The sequence below is a fragment of the Telluria sp. PB2R4 genome (assembly GCF_059685695.1).
On sequence record NZ_JCASIC010000003.1, the window covers coordinates 94,174 to 118,798 of the forward strand.

At 64.1% G+C, this 24,625-nt stretch carries 28 protein-coding genes and 1 tRNA gene; 10 read left to right on the forward strand and 19 right to left on the reverse strand.

Annotated features, from left to right (window positions below; genetic code table 11):
- Positions 1–8: 8 nt before the first annotated feature.
- The 12 genes from rplN to AC56LU_RS06650 form a co-directional block, all read right to left on the reverse strand.
- The gene (gene rplN / locus AC56LU_RS06595; protein ID WP_005663451.1) at positions 9–377 is read right to left on the reverse strand and encodes a 50S ribosomal protein L14; all 369 of its coding nucleotides are present in this window, start codon (positions 375–377) and stop codon (positions 9–11) included.
- Between the two features lie 225 nt (positions 378–602).
- Complete coding sequence (rpsQ, locus tag AC56LU_RS06600; RefSeq protein WP_036246286.1) at positions 603–875, reverse strand: 30S ribosomal protein S17; 273 nt, start codon at positions 873–875, stop codon at positions 603–605.
- Positions 872–1,063 carry a 50S ribosomal protein L29 gene (rpmC, locus tag AC56LU_RS06605; RefSeq protein ID WP_027867254.1) on the reverse strand — a complete coding sequence of 64 codons (192 nt, stop codon included), beginning with the start codon at positions 1,061–1,063 and terminating at the stop codon, positions 872–874. Before rpmC ends, rpsQ begins: the two co-directional genes overlap by 4 nt.
- Before the next feature lie 12 nt (positions 1,064–1,075).
- Entirely contained in the window at positions 1,076–1,495 is a 420-nt protein-coding gene (gene rplP / locus AC56LU_RS06610; RefSeq protein ID WP_005663456.1) for a 50S ribosomal protein L16, read from the reverse strand.
- Between the two features lie 2 nt (positions 1,496–1,497).
- Positions 1,498–2,328 (reverse strand): 30S ribosomal protein S3, encoded by an 831-nt coding sequence (gene rpsC / locus AC56LU_RS06615; RefSeq protein WP_436107909.1) that lies wholly within the window; start codon positions 2,326–2,328, stop codon positions 1,498–1,500.
- Between the two features lie 11 nt (positions 2,329–2,339).
- Entirely contained in the window at positions 2,340–2,672 is a 333-nt protein-coding gene (gene rplV / locus AC56LU_RS06620; protein ID WP_171085678.1) for a 50S ribosomal protein L22, read from the reverse strand.
- On the reverse strand, positions 2,669–2,944 hold the full coding sequence (gene rpsS / locus AC56LU_RS06625; protein ID WP_497174804.1) for a 30S ribosomal protein S19: 276 nt from the start codon (positions 2,942–2,944) through the stop codon (positions 2,669–2,671). Before rpsS ends, rplV begins: the two co-directional genes overlap by 4 nt.
- Positions 2,945–2,954: 10 nt before the next feature.
- Positions 2,955–3,782, reverse strand: a complete 828-nt coding sequence (rplB, locus tag AC56LU_RS06630; protein WP_497174805.1) for a 50S ribosomal protein L2 — start codon at positions 3,780–3,782, stop codon at positions 2,955–2,957.
- Positions 3,782–4,099, reverse strand: a complete 318-nt coding sequence (rplW, locus tag AC56LU_RS06635) for a 50S ribosomal protein L23 (RefSeq protein WP_296315993.1) — start codon at positions 4,097–4,099, stop codon at positions 3,782–3,784. Before rplW ends, rplB begins: the two co-directional genes overlap by 1 nt.
- On the reverse strand, positions 4,096–4,716 hold the full coding sequence (rplD, locus tag AC56LU_RS06640; protein ID WP_497174806.1) for a 50S ribosomal protein L4: 621 nt from the start codon (positions 4,714–4,716) through the stop codon (positions 4,096–4,098). Before rplD ends, rplW begins: the two co-directional genes overlap by 4 nt.
- A gap of 2 nt (positions 4,717–4,718) precedes the next feature.
- Entirely contained in the window at positions 4,719–5,375 is a 657-nt protein-coding gene (gene rplC / locus AC56LU_RS06645) for a 50S ribosomal protein L3 (RefSeq protein WP_224946778.1), read from the reverse strand.
- Between the two features lie 276 nt (positions 5,376–5,651).
- A tRNA-Val gene (locus AC56LU_RS06650) sits at positions 5,652–5,728 on the reverse strand.
- 289 nt (positions 5,729–6,017) lie between these two features.
- Here AC56LU_RS06650 and ggpS point away from each other — a divergent pair.
- The 9 genes from ggpS (at position 6,018) to AC56LU_RS06695 (ending at position 16,496) form a co-directional block, all read left to right on the forward strand.
- Complete coding sequence (gene ggpS, locus AC56LU_RS06655; RefSeq protein WP_497174807.1) at positions 6,018–8,357, forward strand: glucosylglycerol-phosphate synthase; 2,340 nt, start codon at positions 6,018–6,020, stop codon at positions 8,355–8,357.
- Positions 8,358–8,367: 10 nt separating this feature from the next.
- Positions 8,368–9,462, forward strand: a complete 1,095-nt coding sequence (locus AC56LU_RS06660) for a mechanosensitive ion channel family protein (protein WP_497174808.1) — start codon at positions 8,368–8,370, stop codon at positions 9,460–9,462.
- 167 nt (positions 9,463–9,629) lie between these two features.
- Positions 9,630–10,205 carry a TerD family protein gene (locus AC56LU_RS06665; protein WP_497174809.1) on the forward strand — a complete coding sequence of 192 codons (576 nt, stop codon included), beginning with the start codon at positions 9,630–9,632 and terminating at the stop codon, positions 10,203–10,205.
- A gap of 94 nt (positions 10,206–10,299) precedes the next feature.
- The gene (locus tag AC56LU_RS06670; RefSeq protein WP_497174810.1) at positions 10,300–11,319 is read left to right on the forward strand and encodes an ATP-grasp domain-containing protein; all 1,020 of its coding nucleotides are present in this window, start codon (positions 10,300–10,302) and stop codon (positions 11,317–11,319) included.
- Complete coding sequence (locus tag AC56LU_RS06675; protein ID WP_497174811.1) at positions 11,316–12,515, forward strand: phosphoribosyltransferase domain-containing protein; 1,200 nt, start codon at positions 11,316–11,318, stop codon at positions 12,513–12,515. Before AC56LU_RS06670 ends, AC56LU_RS06675 begins: the two co-directional genes overlap by 4 nt.
- Positions 12,493–13,254, forward strand: coding sequence for a hypothetical protein (locus tag AC56LU_RS06680; protein ID WP_497174812.1), 762 nt, complete (start codon positions 12,493–12,495; stop codon positions 13,252–13,254). Before AC56LU_RS06675 ends, AC56LU_RS06680 begins: the two co-directional genes overlap by 23 nt.
- A complete protein-coding gene (locus AC56LU_RS06685; protein WP_497174813.1) occupies positions 13,251–14,357 on the forward strand; it encodes a cysteine protease StiP family protein in 1,107 nt (368 codons plus the stop codon). Before AC56LU_RS06680 ends, AC56LU_RS06685 begins: the two co-directional genes overlap by 4 nt.
- A complete protein-coding gene (locus AC56LU_RS06690; protein ID WP_497174814.1) occupies positions 14,350–15,243 on the forward strand; it encodes an HpcH/HpaI aldolase/citrate lyase family protein in 894 nt (297 codons plus the stop codon). The genes AC56LU_RS06685 and AC56LU_RS06690 overlap by 8 nt, the downstream gene beginning before the upstream one ends.
- Positions 15,240–16,496, forward strand: coding sequence for a TerD family protein (locus tag AC56LU_RS06695; protein ID WP_497174815.1), 1,257 nt, complete (start codon positions 15,240–15,242; stop codon positions 16,494–16,496). Before AC56LU_RS06690 ends, AC56LU_RS06695 begins: the two co-directional genes overlap by 4 nt.
- Positions 16,497–16,529: 33 nt before the next feature.
- On the opposite strand, the gene AC56LU_RS06700 is transcribed toward AC56LU_RS06695, so the two are convergent.
- Positions 16,530–17,102, reverse strand: coding sequence for a hypothetical protein (locus tag AC56LU_RS06700; RefSeq protein WP_497174816.1), 573 nt, complete (start codon positions 17,100–17,102; stop codon positions 16,530–16,532).
- A gap of 160 nt (positions 17,103–17,262) precedes the next feature.
- Here AC56LU_RS06700 and AC56LU_RS06705 point away from each other — a divergent pair, with 160 nt between their 5' ends.
- Positions 17,263–17,451 carry a hypothetical protein gene (locus AC56LU_RS06705; RefSeq protein WP_497174817.1) on the forward strand — a complete coding sequence of 63 codons (189 nt, stop codon included), beginning with the start codon at positions 17,263–17,265 and terminating at the stop codon, positions 17,449–17,451.
- A gap of 83 nt (positions 17,452–17,534) precedes the next feature.
- Here the strand turns inward: AC56LU_RS06705 and rpsJ are convergent, their stop codons facing one another.
- The 6 genes from rpsJ to AC56LU_RS06735 all read right to left on the reverse strand — a co-directional run bounded on the left by rpsJ (position 17,535) and on the right by AC56LU_RS06735 (position 24,428).
- The gene (gene rpsJ / locus AC56LU_RS06710) at positions 17,535–17,846 is read right to left on the reverse strand and encodes a 30S ribosomal protein S10 (protein ID WP_197065334.1); all 312 of its coding nucleotides are present in this window, start codon (positions 17,844–17,846) and stop codon (positions 17,535–17,537) included.
- Between the two features lie 232 nt (positions 17,847–18,078).
- Positions 18,079–19,269: an elongation factor Tu gene (gene tuf / locus AC56LU_RS06715; protein ID WP_497174818.1), complete on the reverse strand. Its 1,191-nt coding sequence runs from the start codon at positions 19,267–19,269 to the stop codon at positions 18,079–18,081.
- A 78-nt stretch (positions 19,270–19,347) separates the two neighbouring features.
- A complete protein-coding gene (gene fusA / locus AC56LU_RS06720) occupies positions 19,348–21,453 on the reverse strand; it encodes an elongation factor G (RefSeq protein WP_497174819.1) in 2,106 nt (701 codons plus the stop codon).
- 116 nt (positions 21,454–21,569) lie between these two features.
- On the reverse strand, positions 21,570–22,040 hold the full coding sequence (rpsG, locus tag AC56LU_RS06725; protein ID WP_497174820.1) for a 30S ribosomal protein S7: 471 nt from the start codon (positions 22,038–22,040) through the stop codon (positions 21,570–21,572).
- A gap of 135 nt (positions 22,041–22,175) precedes the next feature.
- Complete coding sequence (gene rpsL / locus AC56LU_RS06730) at positions 22,176–22,562, reverse strand: 30S ribosomal protein S12 (RefSeq protein WP_027867278.1); 387 nt, start codon at positions 22,560–22,562, stop codon at positions 22,176–22,178.
- Between the two features lie 297 nt (positions 22,563–22,859).
- The gene (locus tag AC56LU_RS06735; RefSeq protein ID WP_497174821.1) at positions 22,860–24,428 is read right to left on the reverse strand and encodes a MutS-related protein; all 1,569 of its coding nucleotides are present in this window, start codon (positions 24,426–24,428) and stop codon (positions 22,860–22,862) included.
- Between the last annotated feature and the right edge of the window lie 197 nt (positions 24,429–24,625).

Sequence of the window (24,625 nt, forward strand, 5' to 3'; positions counted from 1 at the left end):
TCGATTCCTTACAGAACTTCAGGTGCCAGCGACACGATCTTCATGAACTTCTCGGTACGCAGTTCGCGCGTGACCGGTCCGAAGATACGGGTGCCGATCGGCTCCAGCTTGGCGTTCAGCAGGACGGCGGCGTTGCCGTCGAACTTGACCAGGGAACCGTCCTGGCGGCGCACACCTTTAGCGGTACGCACAACCACGGCGTTGTAAATTTCGCCCTTCTTGACGCGACCACGCGGCGCAGCCACCTTGACGGTGACCTTGATGATGTCGCCAATGCTCGCATAACGGCGCTTCGAGCCGCCCAACACCTTGATGCACAGAACTTCCTTGGCACCGGTGTTGTCGGCTACTTCGAGCCGGCTTTCGGTTTGAATCATAGTATTTTCTTTCCCAACTTAAGCCGTAGAAAACCCCACGGTAACCGTGGGCCTGCGGTCAGTCTTGGTCCCGCCGTGCCGCCCCTGCTGGAGCGATACGTTTGGGTGATGGACTTTCCATTCGTTACAGGCCGCAGAACCGCGGAGGAATACTGCGGCGACACATGAACGAAGCCCGCTAGTATCACAGATACCAGCGGGCCACGCAAGACAAATTTTCAGGCTTTAGATGACCTGTGCTTGCTGCACAACACGGGTCACGGTCCAGGCCTTCGTCTTCGAGATCGGGCGACCTTCCGTGATCTCGACCGTGTCACCGGCTTTGACTTGGTTGGTCTCGTCGTGCGCGTGATACTTGTTCGAACGCACGATGATCTTGCCGTACAGCGGGTGCTTCACGTGACGCTCGATCAGGACGGTAACCGTCTTGTCCATTTTGTCGGACACGACCTTGCCGACCAGCGTACGCTTCAGCGCCGTTTTAGTGGTGTCGTTCATTTGGCTTCCTTCGAGTTCATCACAGTCTTCACACGCGCGATGTCGCGACGTACTTTCTTGAGCTGCGCGGTGTTGCCCAGCTGCTGGGTAGCGATTTGCATGCGCAGGCCGAACTGGGCCTTCAGCAGCTCATTCAGCTCCTTTTGCAGCGCTTCCTGGTCCTTGCCGCGGAGTTCCGATGCTTTCATATTCAACTCCTGTTATTGGCCGACTTGACGGACCACGAACGTGGTCGCCAGCGGCAGTTTGGCAGCGGCCAGGCGGAACGCTTCGCGCGCCAGTTCTTCTGCGACGCCGTCCATCTCGTACAGGACTTTGCCTGGCTGGATTTCAGCGACGTAGTACTCCGGGTTACCCTTACCGTTACCCATACGGACTTCGGCCGGCTTGTTCGAAATCGGCTTATCCGGGAAGATACGGATCCAGATACGGCCGCCACGCTTGATGTGACGGGTCATGGCACGACGTGCCGCTTCGATCTGGCGTGCGGTGATACGGCCGCGGGCAACTGCCTTCAGGCCGAACTCGCCGAACGAGACCGCGGTGCCGCGGGTGTGCGAAATGCCGGTGTTACGGCCTTTCTGCTCTTTACGATACTTCCTGCGCGATGGTTGCAGCATGCTTATTCTCCTGCTTTCTCAGCTGGCGCAGCGGCGGCCGGTGCAGCAGGCTTCACAGCCGGACGTGCACGGACGGTTGGTGCTGCAGTACCAGGACGGGCGCCGCCAGCCGGACGTGGGCCGCGCGACGGCTTGCCGTCGTCGCGACGCGGGCCGCGTGGCTTCTTCTCATCCGGCGGGGTGTCGATGACTGGGGCTTCGCCGGTGACCGAACGGTCGCCCTTGTAGACCCAGACCTTGACGCCGATGATGCCGTAGGTGGTCGATGCTTCGCTGGTGCCGTAGTCGATATCGGCGCGCAGGGTGTGCAGAGGCACACGGCCTTCGCGGTACCATTCGGTACGTGCGATTTCGATGCCGTTCAGGCGGCCCGACGACATGATCTTGATGCCGACAGCGCCCAGGCGCATGGCGTTCTGCATCGCACGCTTCATGGCGCGACGGAACATGATGCGCTTTTCGAGCTGCTGCGAGATCGAGTCGGCGATCAGCTGCGAATCGATTTCCGGCTTGCGGATTTCTTCGATATTGACGTGCACAGGCACGCCCATGATCTTCGCCAGCGAAGTCTTCAGGACTTCGATGTCTTCGCCTTTTTTACCGATCACGACACCAGGACGCGACGAGTAGATGGTGAAGCGCGCGTTCTTGGCAGGACGCTCGATGACGATGCGGCCGACCGAAGCGTTCTTCAGCTTCTTCTTCAGGAAAGCGCGTGCTTCCAGGTCTTCCTTCAGCATGTCGGCGAAGTTGCCGTTGCCAGCGTACCAGCGCGATGCCCAGTTACGGGTGACCGCCAGGCGGAAGCCGGTTGGGTGGATTTTCTGACCCATTCTGTGACCCCTTAGTTACCGACAGTCACGTAAATGTGACAGGATTGTTTCGAAATGCGATCACCGCGGCCTTTGGCGCGAGCCGTAAAGCGCTTCAGGATCGGGCCCTTTTCAACGTAGATCTGAACGACCTTCAGCTCGTCGATGTCCGCGCCATCGTTGTGTTCCGCGTTGGCGATTGCCGACTCGAGAACCTTCTTGATGATGGTCGCGCCCTTCTTCGGGCTGAATTGCAGGATGTTCAGCGCAGCGTCGACTTTCTTGCCGCGGATCAGGTCGGCAACGAGGCGACCTTTTTGTTCCGACAGGCGCACGCCTTTGAGGATTGCTTTAGTTTCCATTATTTTTTCGCCTTCTTGTCAGCGGCGTGGCCCTTGAACGTACGGGTCAGCGCGAATTCGCCGAGCTTGTGGCCGACCATGTTCTCCGAGACATACACCGGCACGTGCAGCTTGCCGTTGTGGACAGCGATCGTCAGACCGATGAAGTCAGGAGAGATCGTCGAGCGGCGCGACCAGGTTTTGACTGGCTTCTTGTCTTTGGTCGCTTGCGCGGTCTCGACTTTTTTCACCAGGTGGGCGTCAATGAACGGCCCTTTTTTCAATGAACGAGTCATTTCTTATCCCTTATTTCTTGCCGCGGCGCGAGACGATCATCGAAGAAGTACGCTTGTTCGAACGCGTCTTCTTGCCCTTCGTCTGTTGGCCCCAAGGCGACACTGGATGACGACCAGCTGCAGTCTTGCCCTCACCACCACCGTGCGGGTGATCGACCGGGTTCATGACCACACCGCGGACGGTCGGGCGGACACCGCGCCAACGCATCGCACCGGCTTTACCGATCTTGCGCAGGCTGTGCTCGGCATTGCCGACTTCGCCAACGGTTGCACGGCACTCGATGTGCACGCGACGGACTTCACCCGAGCGCAGGCGAACCTGGGCGTAGGTGCCTTCGCGGGCCATCAGCACGACGCCGGCGCCGGCGGTACGGGCCATCTGGGCACCCTTACCTGGCAGCATTTCGACGCAGTGCATCACGGTACCAACCGGGATGTTGCGGATCGGCAGGCAGTTACCGGCCTTGATCGGCGCTTCCGAACCGTTCATCAGGGTATCGCCGACAGCGACGCCCTTCGGAGCGATGATGTACGCACGTGCGCCGTCCGCGTAGCACAGCAGTGCGATGTGCGCGGTACGGTTCGGGTCGTATTCGATACGCTCGACCTTGGCAGGAATGCCGTCCTTCTGGCGCTTGAAGTCGACCAGACGGTAGTGCTGCTTGTGGCCACCGCCGATGTGGCGGGTGGTGATGTGACCGTTGTTGTTACGGCCAGCAGTCTTCGATTTCTTCTCAACCAGGGCTGCGAGCGGACGGCCTTTGTACAGGCCTTCGGTCACAACTTTCACCATGCCGCGACGGCCTGGGGAGGTTGGCTTCATCTTAACGAGTGCCATTATTTAGCCTCCTCGACAAAATTGATTTCCTGGCCCGGCTTCAGGGCCACGAAAGCGCGCTTGGTGTGGTTGCGACGACCGGTGAAACGGCCCGAACGCTTGACCTTGCCTTCGCGGTTGACGGTTTGCACCGATTCCACTTCGACCTTGAACAGCAGTTCAACGGCCGCCTTGATTTCTGGCTTGGTTGCATCCGGCAGAACCTTGAACACGATCTGTTCGTTCTTTTCAGCGACGAAGGTCGCCTTTTCGGAAATGACCGGAGCCAGCAGCACCTTCATCAGGCGCTCTTCGCTGAATTTGATTGCGGCGCTCATGCGTACATCTCCTCGATCTTGGCCAGTGCAGCTTTGGTGACCAGGACTTTTTTGTAGAACACCAGCGACATCGGGTCGGCTGCTTTCGGCTCGACGACGAGCACGTGCGGCAGGTTGCGCGATGCCAGTTCCAGGTTCTCTTCGATGGTGTCGGTGATCACCAGGACCGATTCCAGGCCCATGCCTTGCAGTTTTTGCTGCAGCAGCTTGGTCTTTGGAGCGTCGATCGACAGGTTTTCGATCACGACCAGACGGCCTTCACGGGCCAGCTGCGAGAAGATCGAGCAGATACCTGCACGGAACATCTTCTTGTTGACCTTGTGGGTGAAGTTCTCGTCAGGCGAGTTCGGGAAGATGCGACCACCGCCGCGCCACAGTGGCGACGACGACATACCAGCACGAGCGCGGCCGGTGCCTTTTTGGCGCCATGGCTTCTTGGTGGTGTGGCTGACTTCTTCACGGTCCTTCTGCTTGCGGTTACCGCTGCGCGCGTTGGCGGCATAGGCGACCACGACCTGGTGGATCAGGGCTTCGTTGTATTCACGGCCGAACACGGTGTCGGCAGCTGCAACGCCGGCGCCAGCTTGACCTTGCTCATTCAGGAGCTGGAGTTCCATACTTAGGCTCCTTTCTTGGCTTTGGTTTTGACAGCCGGCTTGACGATCACCTGGCCGTTTTTGGCGCCAGGAACGGCACCCTTCACGAGCAGCAGTTGACGGTCAGCGTCGATGCGGGCGATTTCCAGGTTCTGGGTGGTGACGGTAACGTCGCCCATGTGACCGGTCATGCGCTTGCCTGGGAACACGCGGCCCGGATCCTGCGCCATACCGATGGAGCCAGGAACGTTGTGCGAACGCGAGTTACCGTGGGTCTGACGACCCGAGGCGAAGTTGTGACGCTTGATGGTGCCGGCGTAGCCCTTACCGATCGAGGTGCCTTGCACGTCGATTTTCTGGCCCACTTCGAACATCGAAGCATTGATGGTGTCGCCGGCTTTGAGTTCAGCGGCTTTAGCGGAATCGATGAGGAATTCACGCAGCATCGTGCCAGCTTCCACGCCAGCTTTGGCGTAGTGGCCGGCAGCGGCCTTGTTCACGCGCGAGGCGCGACGTTGACCGAAGACGACCTGAACTGCAGTGTAACCGTCAGTTTCAGGGGTTTTGACTTGCGCAACACGGTTGTTGGACACGTCCAGCACAGTGACAGGGATCGAATCGCCGTCATCCGTGAAGATACGCATCATGCCAACCTTGCGACCGAGGAGGCCCAGGCTCATTTTTTCTCCATTCCCACCTACGATTGGGCGGGGCTAATTAAACTACTAGGAAAAGGTACGGGCAGAAAAAGAGATACCCATACCGAAGCCGGCTAGTATAGCGTGCAAAAAGGCTTGACGCAACAAGAGAATCGGGGGTATGTCGACCCTGTTGCGTATTCCGCAGTAGATGGAGAAAGAGAGAAATCTGGCCTGGCTGGCCAGCACAGAAAAGATGAAATTGCGCATCTTTTCTCTGCAGGCCGGAGCGGCCTGCGATCTGGAACTTCTGGAATTTGGTGGGCGGTGCAGGATTCGAACCTGCGACCCCTTGGATGTCGACCAAGTATTCTAACCAGCTGAACTAACCGCCCGGGGAGCCGCATTATACGTAGCGGCACAGCAGTTTTGCAATAGCTTTTTTTTCAGGCCCGTTCCGCCCTGCCGCCGGGCCTGGCGGATCGCCGGTTGTCGAAGGCGCCACAAAATGCTATTGTACAAATGCACTTTCCAGTTTCCCGCATGTCCCTTCGCCGCACATGCCGGTGCGTCCCGCGCACCGTGCCTGCACGCTCCTCGCATGTCTGCCTCCCGGCGACTCCCGCATGCCCGAACCCGGTCCGCCGCCCCTGCGCGCGGACGCCTCATAGAAAAGGATGATTCATGACCGTCATCGACTCGCAACGCTGGTCCCGCCCCCTCGATCCTGCCCGCCTGGTGCTCGCCACCGACCTCGACGGCACGCTGCTGGCAGGCACCCATGAGGCGCGGCGCCGCGTGCGCGACCTGTTTTCCGGCCTGGCAAGGATCCCGGCCAACTCCCGCCCTACCCTGGTCTTCGTCACCGGACGCGGCCTCGAGACCGTGATGCCGCTGCTGAGCGACCCGACCATCCCGCAGCCGGACTTCATCATCGCCGACGTCGGCGCCACCGTGGTCGACAGCGAGCTGCGCCCCGTCGAGCAGATCCAGCGCGAGCTCACCGCCCACTGGCCCGGCAGCCAGGCCGTGTTGCGGGCCCTGGCCGGCTTCCCTTTGCTGGTACGCCAGAGCGTGCCGCAGGAACGGCGCTGTTCCTTCCTGGCGCCGGAAGAGGCAGTGACGGAGGCGCTGCACGCGGCGGTGGCGGCGCTCGACTGCGAACTGCTGTTCTCGGCCGGGCGTTATCTCGACGTGCTGCCGCGCGGCGTCGGCAAGGGCGCGGCGCTGCGCCGCCTGGTCGACGTGGCCGGCTTCGATCCTGCCAGCGTGGTCGTGGCCGGCGATACCCTGAACGACCTGTCGATGTTCGAGACCGGTTTTCGCGGCGTGGTGGTCGGCGGCGCCGAGCCGGCCCTGGTCGAGCGCGTCCGCAAGAACGGGCGGGTCTACGTCGCAACGCAGGAAGGCTGCGGCGGCATCCTGGAAGCCCTGGCGCATTACGGCATGCCGCTCGACGGCGAATCCGGCACGCACCCGGCGCCGGCCTGCGGCGACGCCGAGCTGATAATGGTGTACCACCGCCTGCCGTATGACGAAATCGTCGTCGACGGCATCACGCTGCAGCGCCGCCCGAAGAGTCCGAACGGCATCATGCCGACGCTGCTGAGTTTTTTCGCGGGCGGTCGCAAGGGCGCGTGGGTAGCCTGGTCGCAGCAGGACAGCCGCGCACCGGAGGGGTTCGAACCGCACGTGGCGGTCGACGCGGCCCGCTATCCGCACCTGAAGGCGGCGCGCATCCCCTTGACGCCGGAAGACATCGACCTGTTCTACAAGAAATTTTCCAAGGAAGCCTTCTGGCCGATCATCTTCTCTTTCCCGGACAAGGCCGAATTCCACCAGGCCCACTGGGAGCGCTTCCTGGAAGTCAACCGCCTGTTCGCCGAACAGACCGCGCGCGAGGCCGCCCATGGCGCCACCGCCTGGATCCACGACTACAACCTGTGGATGGTACCGGCCTTCCTGCGTCCGCTGCGTCCCGACCTGACCATCGCTTTCTTCCATCACACGGCCTTCCCTTCGAGCGATGTGTTCAATATCCTGCCGTGGCGCCGCGACATCATCGGCAGCCTGCTGCAATGCGACTACGTGGGCTTCCACATCCCGCGCTATGTCGAAAACTTCGTCGATGCGGTGCGTTCGTTCGCACCGGTGGAAATCGCCGATGCCCAGCCGTGCGCGCCGCGCTTCCTGACCTACGGCTGCGCGTTGGGCGTGGACCGCATGACGACCGCGATCGAGGTCGGCGATCGCCGGGTGGCGCTGGGCGCCCATCCGGTCGGCACCGACGTCAAGCTGATCGCGCGCCTGGCTGCCGGCGATGAGGTGCAGCGCCAGCTGGCCGAGCTCGACGGCTACCTGGCCGGAAATGCCGACAAGCACCGCACCGGCATCGTATCGATCGAACGCCTCGACTACGTCAAGGGCTCGCTCGAGAAGCTGGAAGCGTACGAGCGCATGCTGGACCTGCATCCCGAGATGCTGGGCAAGGTGACCCTGCTGAACATCGTCACCCCGGCGGCCAGCGGCATGGAGATCTACGACAGCCTGCGCGAGGAACTCGACCGCACGGTGGGGCGCATCAACGGCCGCTTCTCGACGCTCGACTGGGTGCCGGTGCGCTATTTTTACCGCTCGCTGCCCTTCGAGGACGTGCTGGCCCATTATGCGGCGGCCGGCATCGCCTGGATCACGCCGCTACGTGACGGGCTGAACCTGGTCGCCAAGGAATACATCGCCACCCGGCACGCCCTGGGCCGGCCCGGCCTGCTGATCCTGTCCGAGTTCGCCGGCGCCGCCGTGGAGCTGCACGGCGCCCTGCTGGTCAATCCCTACGATGCCAACGACATGACCGAGACGCTGTACCAGGCCCTGACCATGGGCGCCGACGAAATCGCCTACCGCTCGGAGCGGCTGGCGATGATCGTGGAAGACCACGATGTGACGCGCTGGGGCGACGGCTTCCTGGCGGCCGCCCGGGCCGAGTCGCCCCAAGGCAGCCTCGAACAGCGTTCGGCCGCCTGACGGGATGCGCATGGATGCCATCCTGTTGGGGAACACGCTGGCCGACTGGCTGCTGGCCTTGATGGCTGCCGTGGTGGTGGTGGCCGGGCTGGATGCCGTCCGGGCCATCGCGCTGCGCCGCCTGCGCTCGGTGGTCGCGGTCAATCCCGGCGGCGCGCGCATGGCCGGCGCCGCCGTGGCCGCGCTGGCGGCGACGCGCCTGGCGCTGCTGGCCGTGATCGGCCTGTACGCCGGCGCCAGCCTGCTGGTGTTGCCGGAGCGGGTCCAGACCCTCATGGGCCGCGCCGTCATCGCGGCGGTGCTGCTGCAGTGCGCGCTGTGGGGCGACCATGCGGTCAAGTCCTGGCTGGCCGGCGCCCGCGCCCGGCAAGTGGCCGACCCCGACCGCGTGACTTCGTCGGTCGTGATCGCTTTCCTGCTGCGGGTGCTGCTGTGGGGCGTGGTTGCCCTGATGGTGCTCGATAACCTGGGCATCAACGTCACCACCCTGGTGGCCAGCCTGGGCATCGGCGGCATCGCCCTGGCACTGGCCGTGCAGAGCATCCTGGGCGACCTGTTCGCGTCCTTGTCCATCGTGCTCGACAAGCCGTTCGTGGTGGGCGACTTCATCATCGTCGACGGGGTGCTGGGCACCGTGGAGCACATCGGCCTGAAGACCATCCGCCTGCGCAGCCTGGACGGCGAACAGATCGTGTTCTCGAACGCCAGCCTGCTCAAGAGCCGCATCCACAACCTGCGCCGCATGGAAGCGCGGCGCGTGGCGTTCCGGCTCGCCGTCGCCTACGAGACCCAGGAACCGGCGCTGCGCGCCTTGCCGGGCCTGCTCGAAGAGATCGTCACGGCCCAGCCGCAAGTGCGCTTTGACCGTGCCCACCTGGCATCGCTGGCGGCGCCCGCCTATACCTTCGAGGTCGTGTTCTTCGTGGACAGCGCCGATTACCTGGTGTACATGAACGTGCAACAGGAAATTTACCTGCAAGTCGTGGCCATGCTCGATCGGCAAGGCATCCGCCTCGCGTTGCCGGCCCAGATCGTCCACCTGGACGGCGCCGCCACCCTGCCGGCCGCCGATGCCGCCTTCGTGGAGGCACGCGCCGCGGCCTGATGGGACAGCGCCGGCCCGGCGCGCAGCATGCCCGCGCGGCCGCACCATGACCCGAATGTCACGATGCGGCCGCTTCCGTATGGACAGCGCAATGGACAGCAATGTGAAATCCGGACCGTGTACAATCGATAATTAACCCTTCCACCCGACCACAAAAAGGAGCAAGTATGGCAATCAGTCTGCAGAAAGGCGGCAACGTCAACCTGAGCAAGGAAGCGCCCGGATTGACCAAGGTGATCATCGGCCTGGGATGGGATCCGCGCTCGACCGACGGCGCCGCGTTCGACCTCGACGGCAGCGCTTTCATGCTCAAGACGGATGCCAAGGTCCGCGGCGACTCGGACTTCATCTTCTACAACAACCTGAAATCCACCGACGGCTCGGTGGAGCACGCCGGCGACAACACCACCGGCCAGGGCGAGGGCGACGACGAAAAGATCGCCGTCGATCTGTCGCGGGTGCCGCCGGAAGTCGAGAAGGTGTCGTTCTGCGTCACCATCCACGACGCCGACGCGCGCCGCCAGAACTTCGGCATGGTCGCCAAGGCCTACATCCGCTGCCTGAACGCCGCTGGCGAAGCCGAGATCGCGCGCTACGACCTGTCCGAGGACAGCTCGACCGAGACCGCGATGATCTTCGGCGAACTGTACCGCCACGGCGGCGAATGGAAGTTCCGCGCCGTCGGCCAGGGCTTCAAGGGCGGCCTGGGACCGCTGGCGCGCTCGTTCGGCGTCAACGTGTAAGGGCTTTACATCGAGTGCGGCCCGAGCGCCGCCGGTTTCTGCGCGCCCGCCCTCCACGGCGGGCGCGCGCGTCTACCCTGTCTTGAAAGACTTCATGCGCGTTTGGTTCAACAGGACGTTTTCGTCCGTCTACACCGCTATCAAGCTGATCCGTGAAGCCGATACCGCCGGCCGTTTCACCCTCATCTACAGTAATCCCAGCCGCCGCACGCCTGCCGCCGGGCTGGCGCACGAATTCCATTACGAGCCGACCAAGATGGCGCCGGAAGCCTACGTGGAATGGTGTCTGGCATTCTGCCGCGAACAGCGCATCGACATTTTCATCCCGGGCCGCGAAGCGACCACGCTGGCGGCGCACGGGGAACGCTTCCTCGCGGCCGGCACGCGCGTGCTGAACACGGCCTCGCCCTCGCAGCTGCAACTCATCCACGACAAGGCCGGCTTCTACGCCGAGACCCACCTGCCGCAGGCGCCGGTGGCCGAGTTCCGCCGCTTCGAGAGCCTGGAGGGCTTCGATGCCGCCTGGGCCGAACTGCGCCCGCGCCACGCGCGGCTGTGTCTGAAGCCCGCGAACTCGATCTACGGCCTGGGCTTTGCCCTGATCGACGAAGCGCGCAGCGCCGCCGCGCTGCTGCTGGCAGGTATCCAGTACAGCATCGGCTACGACGACCTGCGCCGCGGCTTGGGCGAACTGGGCAGCTTCCGCACCATGCTGCTGATGGAATTCCTGCCTGGCGACGAGTTCAGCGTCGACTGCGTCGGCGACGCGGGCCGCCTGGTGACCGCGGTGGTGCGGCGCAAGCTGCCGGGGGCCGGCAGCGGCCAGCTGATCGACATGCAGCCCGATATCCTGGCGGCGACCGCCAAGCTGGCGGCCGACTACGGCCTGAACGGCATGTTCAACGTGCAGTTCCGCGAAGCGGATGGCAAGCCTCGCTTACTGGAAATCAACCCGCGCATGTCGGGCGGCATCGGCATGGCCTGCGCGGCCGGCCCCAACCTGCCCTGGATCGCGCTCAAGGGCTTCGCCGACGGCTTCGACACGGTCGAGGTGCCGGCAGTACGCAACGGCATGCGCGTGGCCGAGGTATCCGAAGCGCTGGAGCTGGAATGAACGCCAGCTCAAGTCCGAACGTCCTGCTGCGGCGCAGCGTGGCGCTGCCGACCGGCAGCCTGGAAGTGGCGCTGGCGGACGGCGCCGACGAGCTCGACGCGCTGCTCGGCTTCGCGGCGCGCGCCAACGCCAAGCGCGGCTTCCTGTTCCTGAGCAAGGTGCTGGGCAAGCACTGGCCGGTGCGGGCATCGAGCATGCTCGCCATCCACGACCGCCTGGCCGCCACGGTGCCCGCATCGGATGGGCCGGCGGCGGGCGCTCCCGTGGTGTTCATCGCCATGGCCGAAACCGCGATCGGCCTGGGCCAGGGCGTGTTCGAAGCCTGGCTGCGCGCCCATCCTGGCCGGCCCGCGCTGTTCATCCACACCACCCGCTACCGCGTGGGCAGCGGCGAACTGATCGAATTCGAGGAAGCGCACAGCCACGCGCCGCGCCAGTTCCTGCACCTGCCGGAGGACCCGGCGCTGCGCGCGCTGCTCTTGGGGGCTTCCACCCTGGTGCTGGTAGACGACGAAGCCAGCACCGGCAACACCTTCCTGAACCTGACCGATGCCTGCCGCCGCCTCAATCCGGGCATCGCACGCGTGCACCTGGCGACGATCACGAATTTCATGGGTGAGGCGGCGACAGGCGCCCTGTCGGCGCGTTTCGGCCTGCCGGTGAGCATGGGGGCGCTGCTCGGCGGCGAATACCGCTTCACGCCCGGCGACTACGTGGCCCCGAGCACGCCGGCGCAACGCTTCGACCCGGACGCGGACCGCGGCGCCAGCCCGCGCTTCGGCCGCCTGGGCCTGGACCGCGCCATGCGCGCGCCCGCCGCGCTGGCGGCCCGCCTGGCGGGCGAGTTCGCCCCGGGTGCGACAGTGGCGGTGCTGGGTACCGGCGAATTCATGCACGCCGCCATGCTGCTGGGCAGGGAGCTGGAGGCGCGCGGCGTCGATGCCATCGTGCAGTCGACCACCCGCTCGCCGATCCTGACCTGGGGCGCCGTGGGCCATGCCTTGGGCTTCCCCGACAACTACGGCGAAGGCATCGCCAATTTCGTCTATAACATCGCGCCCGGCCAGTACGACCACGTGCTGGTGTGCCACGAAACCGCGCCAAGCGCCGCGCTGCGCGAGCTCGCCGGCAAGCTGGACGCGCGCCTGTTCCACTTCCTGTCCGAGGCTGAAGTTGAAGAAATTCCTGTTCGCTGACCTGGACGACACGCTGTTCCAGACCTTCGAGAAGTGCGGCCCGCTCGCCGGCGCCGACGCGCTCGAGCCGGCCGCCTATTACAAGGATGGCAGCATCTGCTCGTACACCACGCGTGCCCAGCGTGCTTTCTTCAGCTTCGTGCAGGACGGCACCACCGTGATCCCCACCACGGCGCGCGACCATGACGGCCTGCGCCGGGTGCAGCTGCCGTTCGACAGCTACGCCATCATCAACTACGGCGGCGTGGTGCTGTGCCCCGACGGCAGCGCCGATAAGCCCTGGCTGGAAGCGGTGCGCCAGGCCATGCATGCGGCCCTGCCCGGCCTGCAGGAGCTGGCCCGGCACATCGACGCCTACGCCGCACGGACCGGCTTCGGCGGCCGCGCGCGCACCATCGAGGATTTCGCCACGCCCTTCTTCCTGGTCGTGAAAGACCCGGACAAGCGCCACGAGCGCCTGGCGCCAATCGAGGCGGAGGTGGTGCGCCCCTGGATCGCGGACGGCAACCCGGACTATGTCGTGCACCGCAACGGCAACAACCTGGCGATCCTGCCGAAGGTGCTCGACAAGGCCAATGCGGTCGCCCACGTGACGGCGCTGCTGCGCGCCGAGCACGGCGACATCGTCACCCTGGGCATGGGCGACAGCCGTTCGGACGCGCGCTTCATGGCGGCCTGCGACTACGCGATCGTCCCGCGCGCCACCCAGCTGGCGCGCCTGACCGTGGAGACCCTGTGAGCTTCGCGGGCAGCTACCGCGAAGGCGAGGTGCGCTTCCTGCTCACGCGCCTGCCGGCCCAGGAATTCACGGCCGTCGCCGAAAAAGAGCGCCTGATCCAGTCGGGCCGGCGCCACTACAGCCAGATGCTGTCGCCGGAATCGGTGCCGTCGGCGCGCTACATGGCCGTGTTCGAAGATGCCTGCCGCGCCAACAACGCGCGCATGGCGGCCGATTGCCTGCGGCTGGCGCGCCTGATCGCCGACCGGCGCGCAGGCGTCGCCGAGATCGCCGTGGTGTCGCTGGCGCGCGCCGGCACGCCGGTGGGCGTGGTCGTTGCGCGCCTGCTGCGCGAGGTGTTCGGGCGCCAGGCAGTGCACTATTCGGTGTCGATCGTGCGCGACCGAGGCATCGACGCGGCCGCCCTGCGCCACATCCTGGCCAATGGCGACCCGCCCGCGGCGATCGCGTTCGTCGACGGCTGGACCGGCAAGGGCGTGATCGCGCGCGAGCTGGCGCTGTCGGTGTCGGCCTTCAATGCGGCGCAGGGCACGGACATCGACAACGGCCTGTACGTGCTGTCGGACCTGGCCGGTGCGGCCGCCTGCGCGGCCTCCGAAGACGACTACCTGATCCCGTCGAGCATCCTGAACGCCACGGTGTCGGGGCTGGTCAGCCGCACGGTGCTGGACGAGCGCATCGGACCGGACGATTTCCACGGCTGCGTCTATTACGGCCAATTCGCCGAGCACGACCAGTCGCAGCGCTTCGCCGACGCGCTGGTGGCGCTGGCCCTCGGCCAGGCCGGCGACACCGGTTTGCCATCCCGGCCGCAAGCGGCGCCGCTCGACGCGCAATCTGCGGCTGAACGCTCGCGCGCCTACCTGGCCGGCGCCATGGCGCGCTACGGCATCCAGGATGTCAATCTCATCAAGCCCGGCATCGGCGAAGCCACGCGCGTGCTGCTGCGCCGCGTGCCGCGCCTGCTGGTGCTGCGCCAGCCAGGCAACCCGGATGTGGCCCACCTCGAAGTGCTGGCCGAAGAAAAACAGGTGCCGGTCGCGATCGACCCGGACCTGCCTTATCATGCAGTTTCCCTGATCAGGAGTGCATCAGATGGTTAAGTCAATTGGCGCCTCGCTGTACGTGCCCGCCAATCACAAGGACCTGGCGGACATCGCCGACGGCGACAAGCTGCCGGGGGCGCGCTCGCTGATCTTCTGCCTCGAAGACGCCATCGCCGACCGCGAGCTGAGCTGGTCGCTGTTCAACCTTTCGGTGGTGCTGGCGAACATGCGCGACGGGGTCGCGGCCGAGCGCTTCGTCCGGGTGCGCAACCCGGAGGTGATGGCGCGCGTGTTGGCCATGCCTGGCGCCGAGAAGCTGACCGGCTTCGTGCTGCCCAAGATCACGCGCCACAATTTCGAGACCTATTTCCGCCTGGTGCGCGATACCACGCACGTGCTGATGCCTACGCTGGAGACGGCGGAAGTGTTCAGCGACAGCGAAATGCTGCAGCTGCGCGCCGTGTTCGAAGCGCCGGGCGTGCGCCACCGCATCCTGGCCTTGCGCATCGGCGGCAACGACCTGCTCGCCCTGCTGGGCCTGCGCCGTCCGCGCAGCATGACCATCTACCGCACGCCGCTGGGCCCCGTCATCGCGCGCCTGGTGACCACCTTCCGCCCCTGGGGCTTCGCCCTGACGGCGCCGGTGTTCGAATATCTCGACCTGCCGGAACTGCTCGACCAGGAAGTTCTGGAAGACCTGGCTCACGGCATGGTGGGCAAGACCGCGATCCACCCGACCCAGATCGGCCCGATCGAACAACATTACCAGGTGCGCCCGCAAGACCTCGCGGTGGCGCGCGCCATCCTCGACGATGCCAGCCCCGCCGTGTTCCGCATGGACGATGCGATGTGCGAAGTCGCCACTCACCGCGCCTGGGCCGAACGCCTGGTGGAGCAGTCGCACCGCTTCGGCTCGCGCTCGATGGAAGGAGAACCCTCATGAACCTGTTTTCGCGTGGCCAGAAAGGCAAGCTGGCAGACCTCGGCGCCGGCAGCGCCTTCACCGTCGAGCTGGACATCCAGGCGCCCGGCATGTCGGTCGATGTGTCCTGCTTCGGCCTGGATGCGGCCGACCGCATGTCGGACGACCGCTACATGGTGTTCTATAACCAGCTGGCCAGCCCGGAAGGCGCGGTGCGGCTGGAGCTGGCAGGGTCCCTGGCCCGTTTTGCCGTCAATCTCGACGCGCTGCCGGCATCGATTGCAAAGCTGGTATTCGTGGCCGCGATCGACGGCGCGCAGACCATGCGCGCACTCGGCGCCTGCGCCCTGAATCTCGGCGGCGTGCTGCGCTTCCCGTGGTCGGGCGCGGATTTTGGTGACGAGAAGGCGGTCATCGTGGCGGAGCTGTACCGGCGCGACGGTTCGTGGCGCTTCGGCGCCGTCGGCCAGGGTTTCAACGGCGGGCTGGCGGCGCTGCTGGCGCATTTCGGCGGCACCGAGGCGACGCCTGCGGCTGCCCCTGTCTCCACGCCTGCTCCTGCCGCTCCTGCTGCCCCGGCGGCGCCCAAGGTATCGCTGTCGAAGGTCACGCTGGAAAAGCGCGGCGACAAGGTCTCGCTCGACAAGCGTGCCGGCCGCGGCTTTGGCCGCATCCACGTGAACCTGAACTGGAACCAGTCGGCGACAGCAAAGGAGGCGCCACCGCCGCCTGCCAAGACGGGCTTCTTCGACAAGCTGATCGGCGGCGCGGCTGCTGCCGGCCGCAAGGGACGCGGCGGCATCGACCTCGACCTCGGCTGCATGTACGAACTGGCCGATGGCCGGCGCGGCCTGGTGCAGGCGCTCGGCAACGCCTGGGGCGACTTGGAGCGCGAGCCCTTCATCCGCCTCGATGCCGACGACCGCACCGGTTCCGTGGCCGGCGGCGAGAACCTGTACATCAACGGCGAGCGCTTCGACGGGATCCGCCGGGCGCTGATCTTTTCCTTCATCTACGAGGGCGTGCCCAACTGGGCCGCGACCGACGCGGTGGTGACCATCGCCGCGCCCGAGCAGGCCCCGATCGAGGTGCGCCTGGACGGCGGCGGCAACCAGATGATGTGCGCCATCGCGCTGATCGAGAACCGGGGCGGCAGTCTGCAGGTGACCAAGCTGGCGGAGTACTTCCAGCAGCAGGGCGGCACCAGCGCGCACGAGCTGATGGACCGCCATTTCGGCTTCGGCATGCGCTGGAAGACCGGGTCGAAGGGCTGACGAAAGCTCGCCCTTCGACGCCTTGACGAGTACTTAACCGCAGGTCTCGACGTAGCCCACCGCCGGCTGGAGCCCGGCGCGCATTTTGCTCACCTTGCCGCCCGACGCTTCCATGATGATGGCGGTTCGTCCGTCCGCGCCGGGGAAGCTGAGGTAATGGCCGTTCGTATCGTATTTGTGCGGGCTGATCTCGGCTTCGGGATGCGCGGCGCGGACCTGCTCCAGCGGTTCGCCGATCGCGCCCACGACACTGGCGATGCCCGCTTCGGCATCGGCGCGCGTGACGACGCCGTTCTCGACCATGAAACGCACCCCCGGCAAGGCGGAGAAGCGCACCATGCTGCAGGCCGGGTCGAAAGGCGTGGGCAGCTCCGCCTTGCCGCCGAGCGCCTCTTCCGCTTGCGCCAGCGTCATACCGAATCGGAGCGCGCCGATGCCGTCGGCGCGCAGCATGCCTGGTGCTGCCGCGGTGCTGGCGGGGGCGCTCGAGGCAGGAGCGCTTGCCGGTGCGGCAGCAGGTTTATCCTGTGCCGCAGGCGGCGCCGCCTTGTCCGAACAGGCGCTGACGAGCGCGATCATCGCAAGCAATAGGTGTTTTCTCAGCATCGATCTTCCTCGCGTGTTTTCCAGGCGCGACTATACGGGGAAGCGCGGGTGCGCGACGCACGCTGCTCATCGCTGCAGGCAAGTGCATGCAGGCAGTATGCGACAGCACAAAGTGCGCGATAAAAGCGCGCTCGACAATGGACTTTTGCCCGGAGGTCCCATGTCGAACTTCGATCATCTTCCCGACGATGCCACGCGCTTGAGCGCCGCCAGCCTGCGGGTGCATTTCACAGGCCATCCGACGCTGGTCGGCTGGATCGGCCGCTGTGCGCTGCTGGTGGTGCTGCTCGGCGCCGGGACCGTCATCGGCGGCCTGGCGGCCCCGGTCGTCTACGCCCTGTTGAACTAGGCGCCAAAATAACAAGGGCCGGGAACCCTGTCGGATTCCCGGCCCTGCTACCGCGGCGCATGCTTGCGCCCCGGTGGATGCGATTACTGCAGCTTGATTTCGACGTCGACGCCAGCTGGCAGGTCGAGCTTCATCAGTGCGTCAACGGTCTTGTCGGTCGGATCCACGATGTCCATCAGACGCTGGTGCGTACGGATTTCGAACTGGTCGCGCGAGGTCTTGTTGACGTGCGGGGAACGCAGGATGTCGAAGCGCTGGATGCGGGTCGGCAGCGGGACCGGGCCCTTGACGACTGCGCCGGTGCGCTTGGCGGTGTCGACGATTTCCAGGGCCGACTGGTCGATCAGCTTGTAGTCGAACGCTTTCAGGCGGATACGGATCTTTTGATTGGACATGGCTATTCCTTAAAGAGCGAACCACACACGGGGTGTGGCAATAAAAAACGCATACGGAAATCCGGATGCGCAACAGGGTCGGTATCTTAACACACTCGCCTACCGGCGTATACGGTGGAAGAGAAGTGTTGCGTGTCAGCGGATGGCTGGCACGGATAAACAAATGTCGGCCTAGGCCGACATTTGTTTAGTCTACAGGCGGCTTGCGCCGCCCTTCGAACAGATCTCGCTATTAGGCGATGATCTTGGCAACCACGCCGGCGCCGACGGTACGGCCGCCTTCGCGGATTGCGAAGCGCAGGCCTTCTTCCATCGCGATCGGGTTGATCAGCTTGACGGTGATCGACACGTTGTCGCCTGGCATGACCATTTCTTTGTCCGCTGGCAGCTCGATCGAACCGGTCACGTCAGTCGTACGGAAGTAGAACTGAGGACGGTAGTTGTTGAAGAACGGGGTGTGACGGCCGCCTTCGTCTTTCGACAGGACGTAGATCTCACCGGTGAAGTGGTTGTGCGGCTTGATCGAGCCCGGCTTGGCCAGAACCTGGCCACGCTGGACGTCTTCACGCTTGGTACCGCGCAGCAGCAGGCCGACGTTGTCGCCAGCTTGACCCTGGTCCAGCAGCTTGCGGAACATTTCCACGCCGGTGCAGGTGGTCTTCACGGTGTCGATGATACCGACGATTTCGATCTCTTCGCCGACCTTGATGATGCCGCGCTCGACACGACCGGTCACCACGGTACCGCGACCCGAGATCGAGAACACGTCTTCAACCGGCATCAGGAAGGCGCCGTCGACGGCACGTTCCGGGGTCGGGATGTAGGTGTCCAGGGCTTCAGCCAGCTTGACGATGCACTCTTCGCCCATTTCGCCTGGCTGGCCTTCCAGCGCCATACGTGCCGAACCCTTGATGATTGGCAGGTCGTCGCCTGGGAACTCGTACTTCGAGAGGAGCTCGCGGACTTCCATTTCGACCAGTTCCAGCAGTTCTGCGTCGTCGACCAGGTCGCACTTGTTCAGGAACACGATGATGTACGGAACGCCAACCTGACGCGCCAGCAGGATGTGCTCGCGGGTCTGTGGCATTGGGCCGTCAGCGGCCGAGCACACCAGGATCGCGCCGTCCATCTGCGCAGCACCGGTAATCATGTTCTTGATGTAGTCGGCGTGGCCTGGGCAGTCGACGTGCGCGTAGTGACGGTTCGCGGTTTCGTATTCGACGTGCGCGGTGTTGATGGTGATGCCGCGTGCTTTTTCTTCCGGAGCCGCGTCGATCTGGTCGTATGCCTTGGCTTCGCCGCCGAACTTCTTCGACAGGACGGTTGCGATTGCTGCCGTCAGGGTGGTTTTGCCGTGGTCAACGTGACCGATGGTGCCGACGTTGACGTGCGGCTTGGTCCGTTCGAATTTACCTTTTGCCATTTCGATCTTCCTTTAAATGAACTGTTTCGCTATTTTTTTGGAGGGGCAGGCCTTGCGTCCTGCCCCTGTATTGCTGAATTACTTGGACTTCGCGGTCACGATTGCGTCGATCACGTGCTTCGGCGCTTCCGAATAGTGCTTGAACTCCATCGTGTAGGTCGCGCGGCCCTGGGTCGCCGAACGCAGCGAGGTCGAGTAACCGAACATTTCCGACAGCGGGACTTCGGCCTTGATGATCTTGCCGCCGCCGCCCGGGATTTCGTCCATGCCCTGGACCATGCCGCGGCGGGACGACAGGTCGCCCATCACCGAACCAGCGTAGTCTTCCGGCGTTTCCACTTCCACGGCCATCATCGGCTCGAGGATGACCGGCGATGCTTTACGGCAGCCGTCCTTGAATGCCATCGAACCTGCCATACGGAACGCGTTCTCGTTCGAGTCGACGTCGTGGTACGAACCGAAGGTCAGGGTGACTTTCACGTCAACGACCGGGTAACCAGCCAGCACGCCGGCGGTCAGGGTTTCGCGAACACCCTTCTCGACTGCAGGGATGTATTCGCGTGGAACCACACCGCCCTTGATGGCGTCGACGAACTCGAAGCCCTTGCCCGGCTCTTGCGGCTCGATCGACAGGACAGCGTGACCGTACTGGCCGCGACCGCCCGACTGCTTGACGAACTTGCCTTCGACGTCGGTGACTGCCTTGCGGATGGTCTCGCGGTAGGCAACCTGTGGCTTGCCGACGGTTGCTTCCACGTTGAATTCGCGCTTCATGCGGTCAACGATAATTTCCAGGTGCAGCTCGCCCATACCACCGATGATGGTCTGGCCCGATTCTTCGTCGGTACGCACGCGGAACGACGGATCTTCTTGTGCCAGACGGTTCAGCGCCAGGCCCATCTTTTCCTGGTCGGCCTTGGTCTTCGGCTCGACTGCCTGCTGAATGACCGGCTCCGGGAACACCATCTTTTCCAGGGTGATGACGGCCGAAGGATCGCACAGGGTTTCGCCCGTGGTCGCTTCTTTCAGGCCGACTGCGGCGGCGATATCGCCGGCGCGGACTTCCTTGATTTCTTCGCGCTGGTTTGCGTGCATCTGCAGAATACGACCCAGGCGTTCCTTCTTGCCCTTGACCGGGTTGTAGACGGTATCGCCCGAATTGACCATGCCCGAGTAGACGCGGAAGAAGATCAGCTGGCCGACGAACGGGTCGGTCATGATCTTGAATGCCAGCGCAGCGAACTTCTCGTTGTCGTCGGCCTTACGGGTGACCGGCTGGTCGTCCTCGTCGGTACCGGCGACTGGTGGAATGTCGATCGGCGACGGCAGGTATTCGACGACGGCGTCGAGCATTGCCTGCACGCCCTTGTTCTTGAACGCGGTACCGCACATCATCGGGACGATTTCCGACGCGATGGTGCGCTGGCGCAGGGCGGCCTTGATCTCTTCTTCAGAGAGTTCGCCTTCTTCCAGGTACTTGTTCATCAGCTCTTCCGACGCTTCAGCGGCGGTTTCGACCAGCTTCTCGCGCCATTCGTTGGCTTGATCAACCAGTTCGGCCGGGATGTCGCGGTAGTCGAACTTCATGCCTTGCGAGGCTTCGTCCCAGATGATTGCTTTCATCTTGACCAGGTCGACCACGCCCAGGAAGTTCTCTTCCGCGCCGATCGGGATCTGCAGAGGGATCGGGTTCGCCTTCAGGCGAGCGCGCATCTGCTCGTAGACCTTGAAGAAGTTCGCACCGGTACGGTCCATCTTGTTGACGAAGGCCAGACGCGGGACTTTGTACTTGTTAGCCTGACGCCACACGGTTTCCGACTGTGGCTGCACGCCGCCGACTGCGCAGTAAACCATGCAGGCGCCGTCCAGGACGCGCATCGAGCGCTCGACTTCAATGGTGAAGTCGACGTGGCCCGGGGTGTCGATGATGTTGATGTGGTGCGGCTCGAAGTTGCCGGCCATACCCTTCCAGAAGCAGGTCGTCGCTGCCGAGGTAATGGTAATGCCGCGTTCCTGCTCCTGCTCCATCCAGTCCATGGTCGCGGCGCCGTCGTGCACTTCGCCGATCTTGTGGTTCACGCCGGTGTAGAACAGGACGCGTTCGGTGGTGGTGGTTTTACCAGCATCGATGTGAGCGGAAATACCGATATTGCGGTAGCGCTCAATGGGGGTCTTGCGTGCCATAATTTTTCCTAAATCTTTGAATGGACAAAACCGGGCGGCATCTTGGAGTCAAAATGTGCCCGGCCTGAACAACAGATACTGCTAGGCCGCGCCCCCGAGAGGGTCTGGCCACGTGCTTAGAAGCGGAAGTGCGAGAACGCCTTGTTCGCTTCAGCCATGCGGTGAACTTCGTCACGACGCTTCATCGCGCCGCCGCGCATTTCCGCGGCTTCCATCAGTTCACCACCCAGGCGTTGTGGCATGGATTTTTCGCTGCGCTTGTTTGCGGCTTCGCGCAACCAACGCATGGACAGCGCCATACGACGAACCGGACGAACTTCAACTGGCACCTGGTAGTTGGCGCCGCCGACACGGCGGGACTTGACTTCCACCATTGGCTTGGCGTTGTTGATCGCGGCGACGAAGACTTCCAGCGGGTCCTTGCCCGATTTCGACTGGATGTATTCGAACGCACCGTAGATGATGTTTTCTGCGACCGACTTTTTACCGGACAGCATCAGAACGTTGACGAACTTGGCGACATCGGTGTTGCCGAATTTTGGATCCGGCAGGATTTCGCGCTTGGGTACTTCACGACGACGTGGCATTTCAATTCCTTCCTATCTTCAGTTGAGTGCGGAATCCGCACTCGCGAAAGACCCTCATGATCTTTCACTTACTCGGCCTGACGGCCGGCTCAACTTAACTTTTCAATGTGACCTGTCGATGACAGGGCCGCAGGATTACTTCTTGGCGCCGGCCTTGGCACGCTTCGCACCGTACTTCGAGCGAGCTTGCTTACGGTCTTTCACGCCCTGGGTATCCAGTGCGCCGCGGACCATGTGGTAACGCACACCCGGCAAGTCTTTCACACGGCCGCCGCGAATCAGGACGACGCTGTGCTCTTGCAGGTTGTGGCCTTCACCGCCGATGTACGAAATGACTTCGAAACCGTTGGTCAGGCGAACCTTGGCGACCTTACGCAGTGCCGAGTTCGGCTTCTTCGGGGTCGTGGTGTAGACACGGGTGCAAACGCCGCGCTTTTGCGGGCAGTTTTCCAGTGCCGGCGACTTGCTCTTCACAACCGCGGCTTCACGCGGCTTGCGAATCAGTTGATTGATGGTTGGCATCGTTCAAAAATCCAACAAAATTACTACGTTGATGACCCAGACAATTGTTGCGCTTGTCCGGGGACTGAAACCTAGTCCCGAGTCGGGCACTGGTAGCAGAGGCGACGAAAGCCACTCACCGAAGGAGCGGCTGCGAATGCGTATACCACGTGCAGAATAAATCGAGAACCTGCGAGTATAGACCCGATATGGAGGTGGGTCAACCGCTTTGGCTGGCGCAAGCGCCTGCGGCGCGGGTAAACGCCGGTTTACCGTGATGGATGTGGCAAGCCAGCGACAAAGCCCTTCTGAAGCTTGTTAGCTGGAAAGAGCCTGGGGCTCGGCCAAGCGATTACTCAACCAGTCCGCAACCTCGGCCGCCCTGCCCTCGATCCGCGCGCCGAAGCCCTGCGTCGCCAGCAGCGCGATCCCGTTCGGCTTGCGCAGCACGCCAGGCGTCAAGACCGGACGCCCGCCCGTGGTATCGATGCGCAAGGGTGCGAGCTTGCCGTCCAGGATGCGCGCCAGCACCAGGTTGTGCGAGGACACCAGCACCATGTCGCCTTCGCACAGGCTTTCCAGCACCGCGCATGCTGCCGACACCGATTCCAGGTGGTTGGTGCCGCGGAAGACCTCGTCGATCAGGCAGATGCCGGCCGGTAGGCCGCTGGCATCGAGCAGTGCGCGCGCCCGGCGCAGCTCCGACATATACAGGCTCTCGCCGCCCAGCAGCGAGTCCTCGTTCTGCATGCTGGCGCGCACCGGCACGGCCGGCAGGCGCGCCGCCTGCGCGTAGCAGAAGCCGAAGGCGCGCGCCGCCACCAGGTTCAGGCCCACCATGCGGAGAAAAGTGCTTTTTCCCGAAGCGTTCTGGCCCGAGATGAAGGCGCCCTGCCCGTGCAGGCTGACCGACAGCGGGGCCGGCGCCTCCATCAGCGGATGCACGCCGCCGTGCAGCTCGAGCGTGCGCGCACCGCTGCGTTCGGCCCAGCACCAGGCTTCCTGCCGGCGCAGGTGGCGGGCCAGCGCCACGTCGGCTTCCAGTTCGGCGCTGCGCAGGTAGCAGGCGCGCAGGAAGGCGCGTGCGCCCGCCACGGCGCGGACGGTTTTCCAGTAGCGGCCGACGTTATAGGCGCCAAACCATGTGGCGTAAGCCTCGCCGCCCGGGATCATCCGCAGCGCCAATGAGCGCCCAAGCCGCTTGTGCAGGCGCGCCGCTTCGGCACGCGTTTCGACAAACGCGTCCAGCAGCGGGCCGCCCAGTTCGGCCAGCGCATGGCTGCCGGCCAGCAGCGCGTTGAGGCTGGCCAGCGTGTTTTTCCACAGTTCGAGGCGGCGGTGGTAGTGGATCTGCAGCGCCATCAAGGGCGCCACGGCGGCCAGGGTGGCCATCCAGCCCAGCGGCTGGGTGATCAACAGGCCCAGCGACAGCAGCAGGCAGAGCGGCAGCGCCCAGAGGAAGCGGCTCCAGGCCGGCGCCTGCGGCAATGCGTCGGTAAACAGCAGGCCGGCGATCTCGGTCTCGGCGTAGCGCAGCGGACGCAGCGCCGTGGTCAACGCGTCGATGCGGACAGGTTGGTCCAGCAGGCCGCGCAGGCGTTCCCCCAAACCGGCGCAGTCGGCGTCGCCCAGCCCGGCGCGCAGGCGGCGGTGCAGCAGTTGTCGGCCGAAGATGCTGCTGTCCTGCGCCAGCCGCTCCTCCCAGGATTCCAGCAGCAGGTCGTGCCAGGTCTGGTCGTCGAGCGCGCTGCGCGGGTCCGCGTCGGCCCGGTGCAGGCGGCCGATTTCCTCGGGCATGAAGAAGGTCGACGGCGGCGTGCGGTCGGCGGCGGGTGTGAACAGGTCGAGGACGGGGCGAAGCAGCTGCCTGAATGCGTTCTGGCTCATGCGGGCATGCTAGCAGCTGGTCAGCCCCCAATCCTCACGCTTTGTCACCGGTCCGCGCAAGCGGTGTCCGGGCGGCCGTCCTTGTCCGCACACTGTCCGTCCGTGTCTTTACGGACACCCCGGACACCGGACACGGCATTAACATTTCGCGCAAAATCAAGCACTTGCCTGATTGGCACGGATCGTGCATTGACAAG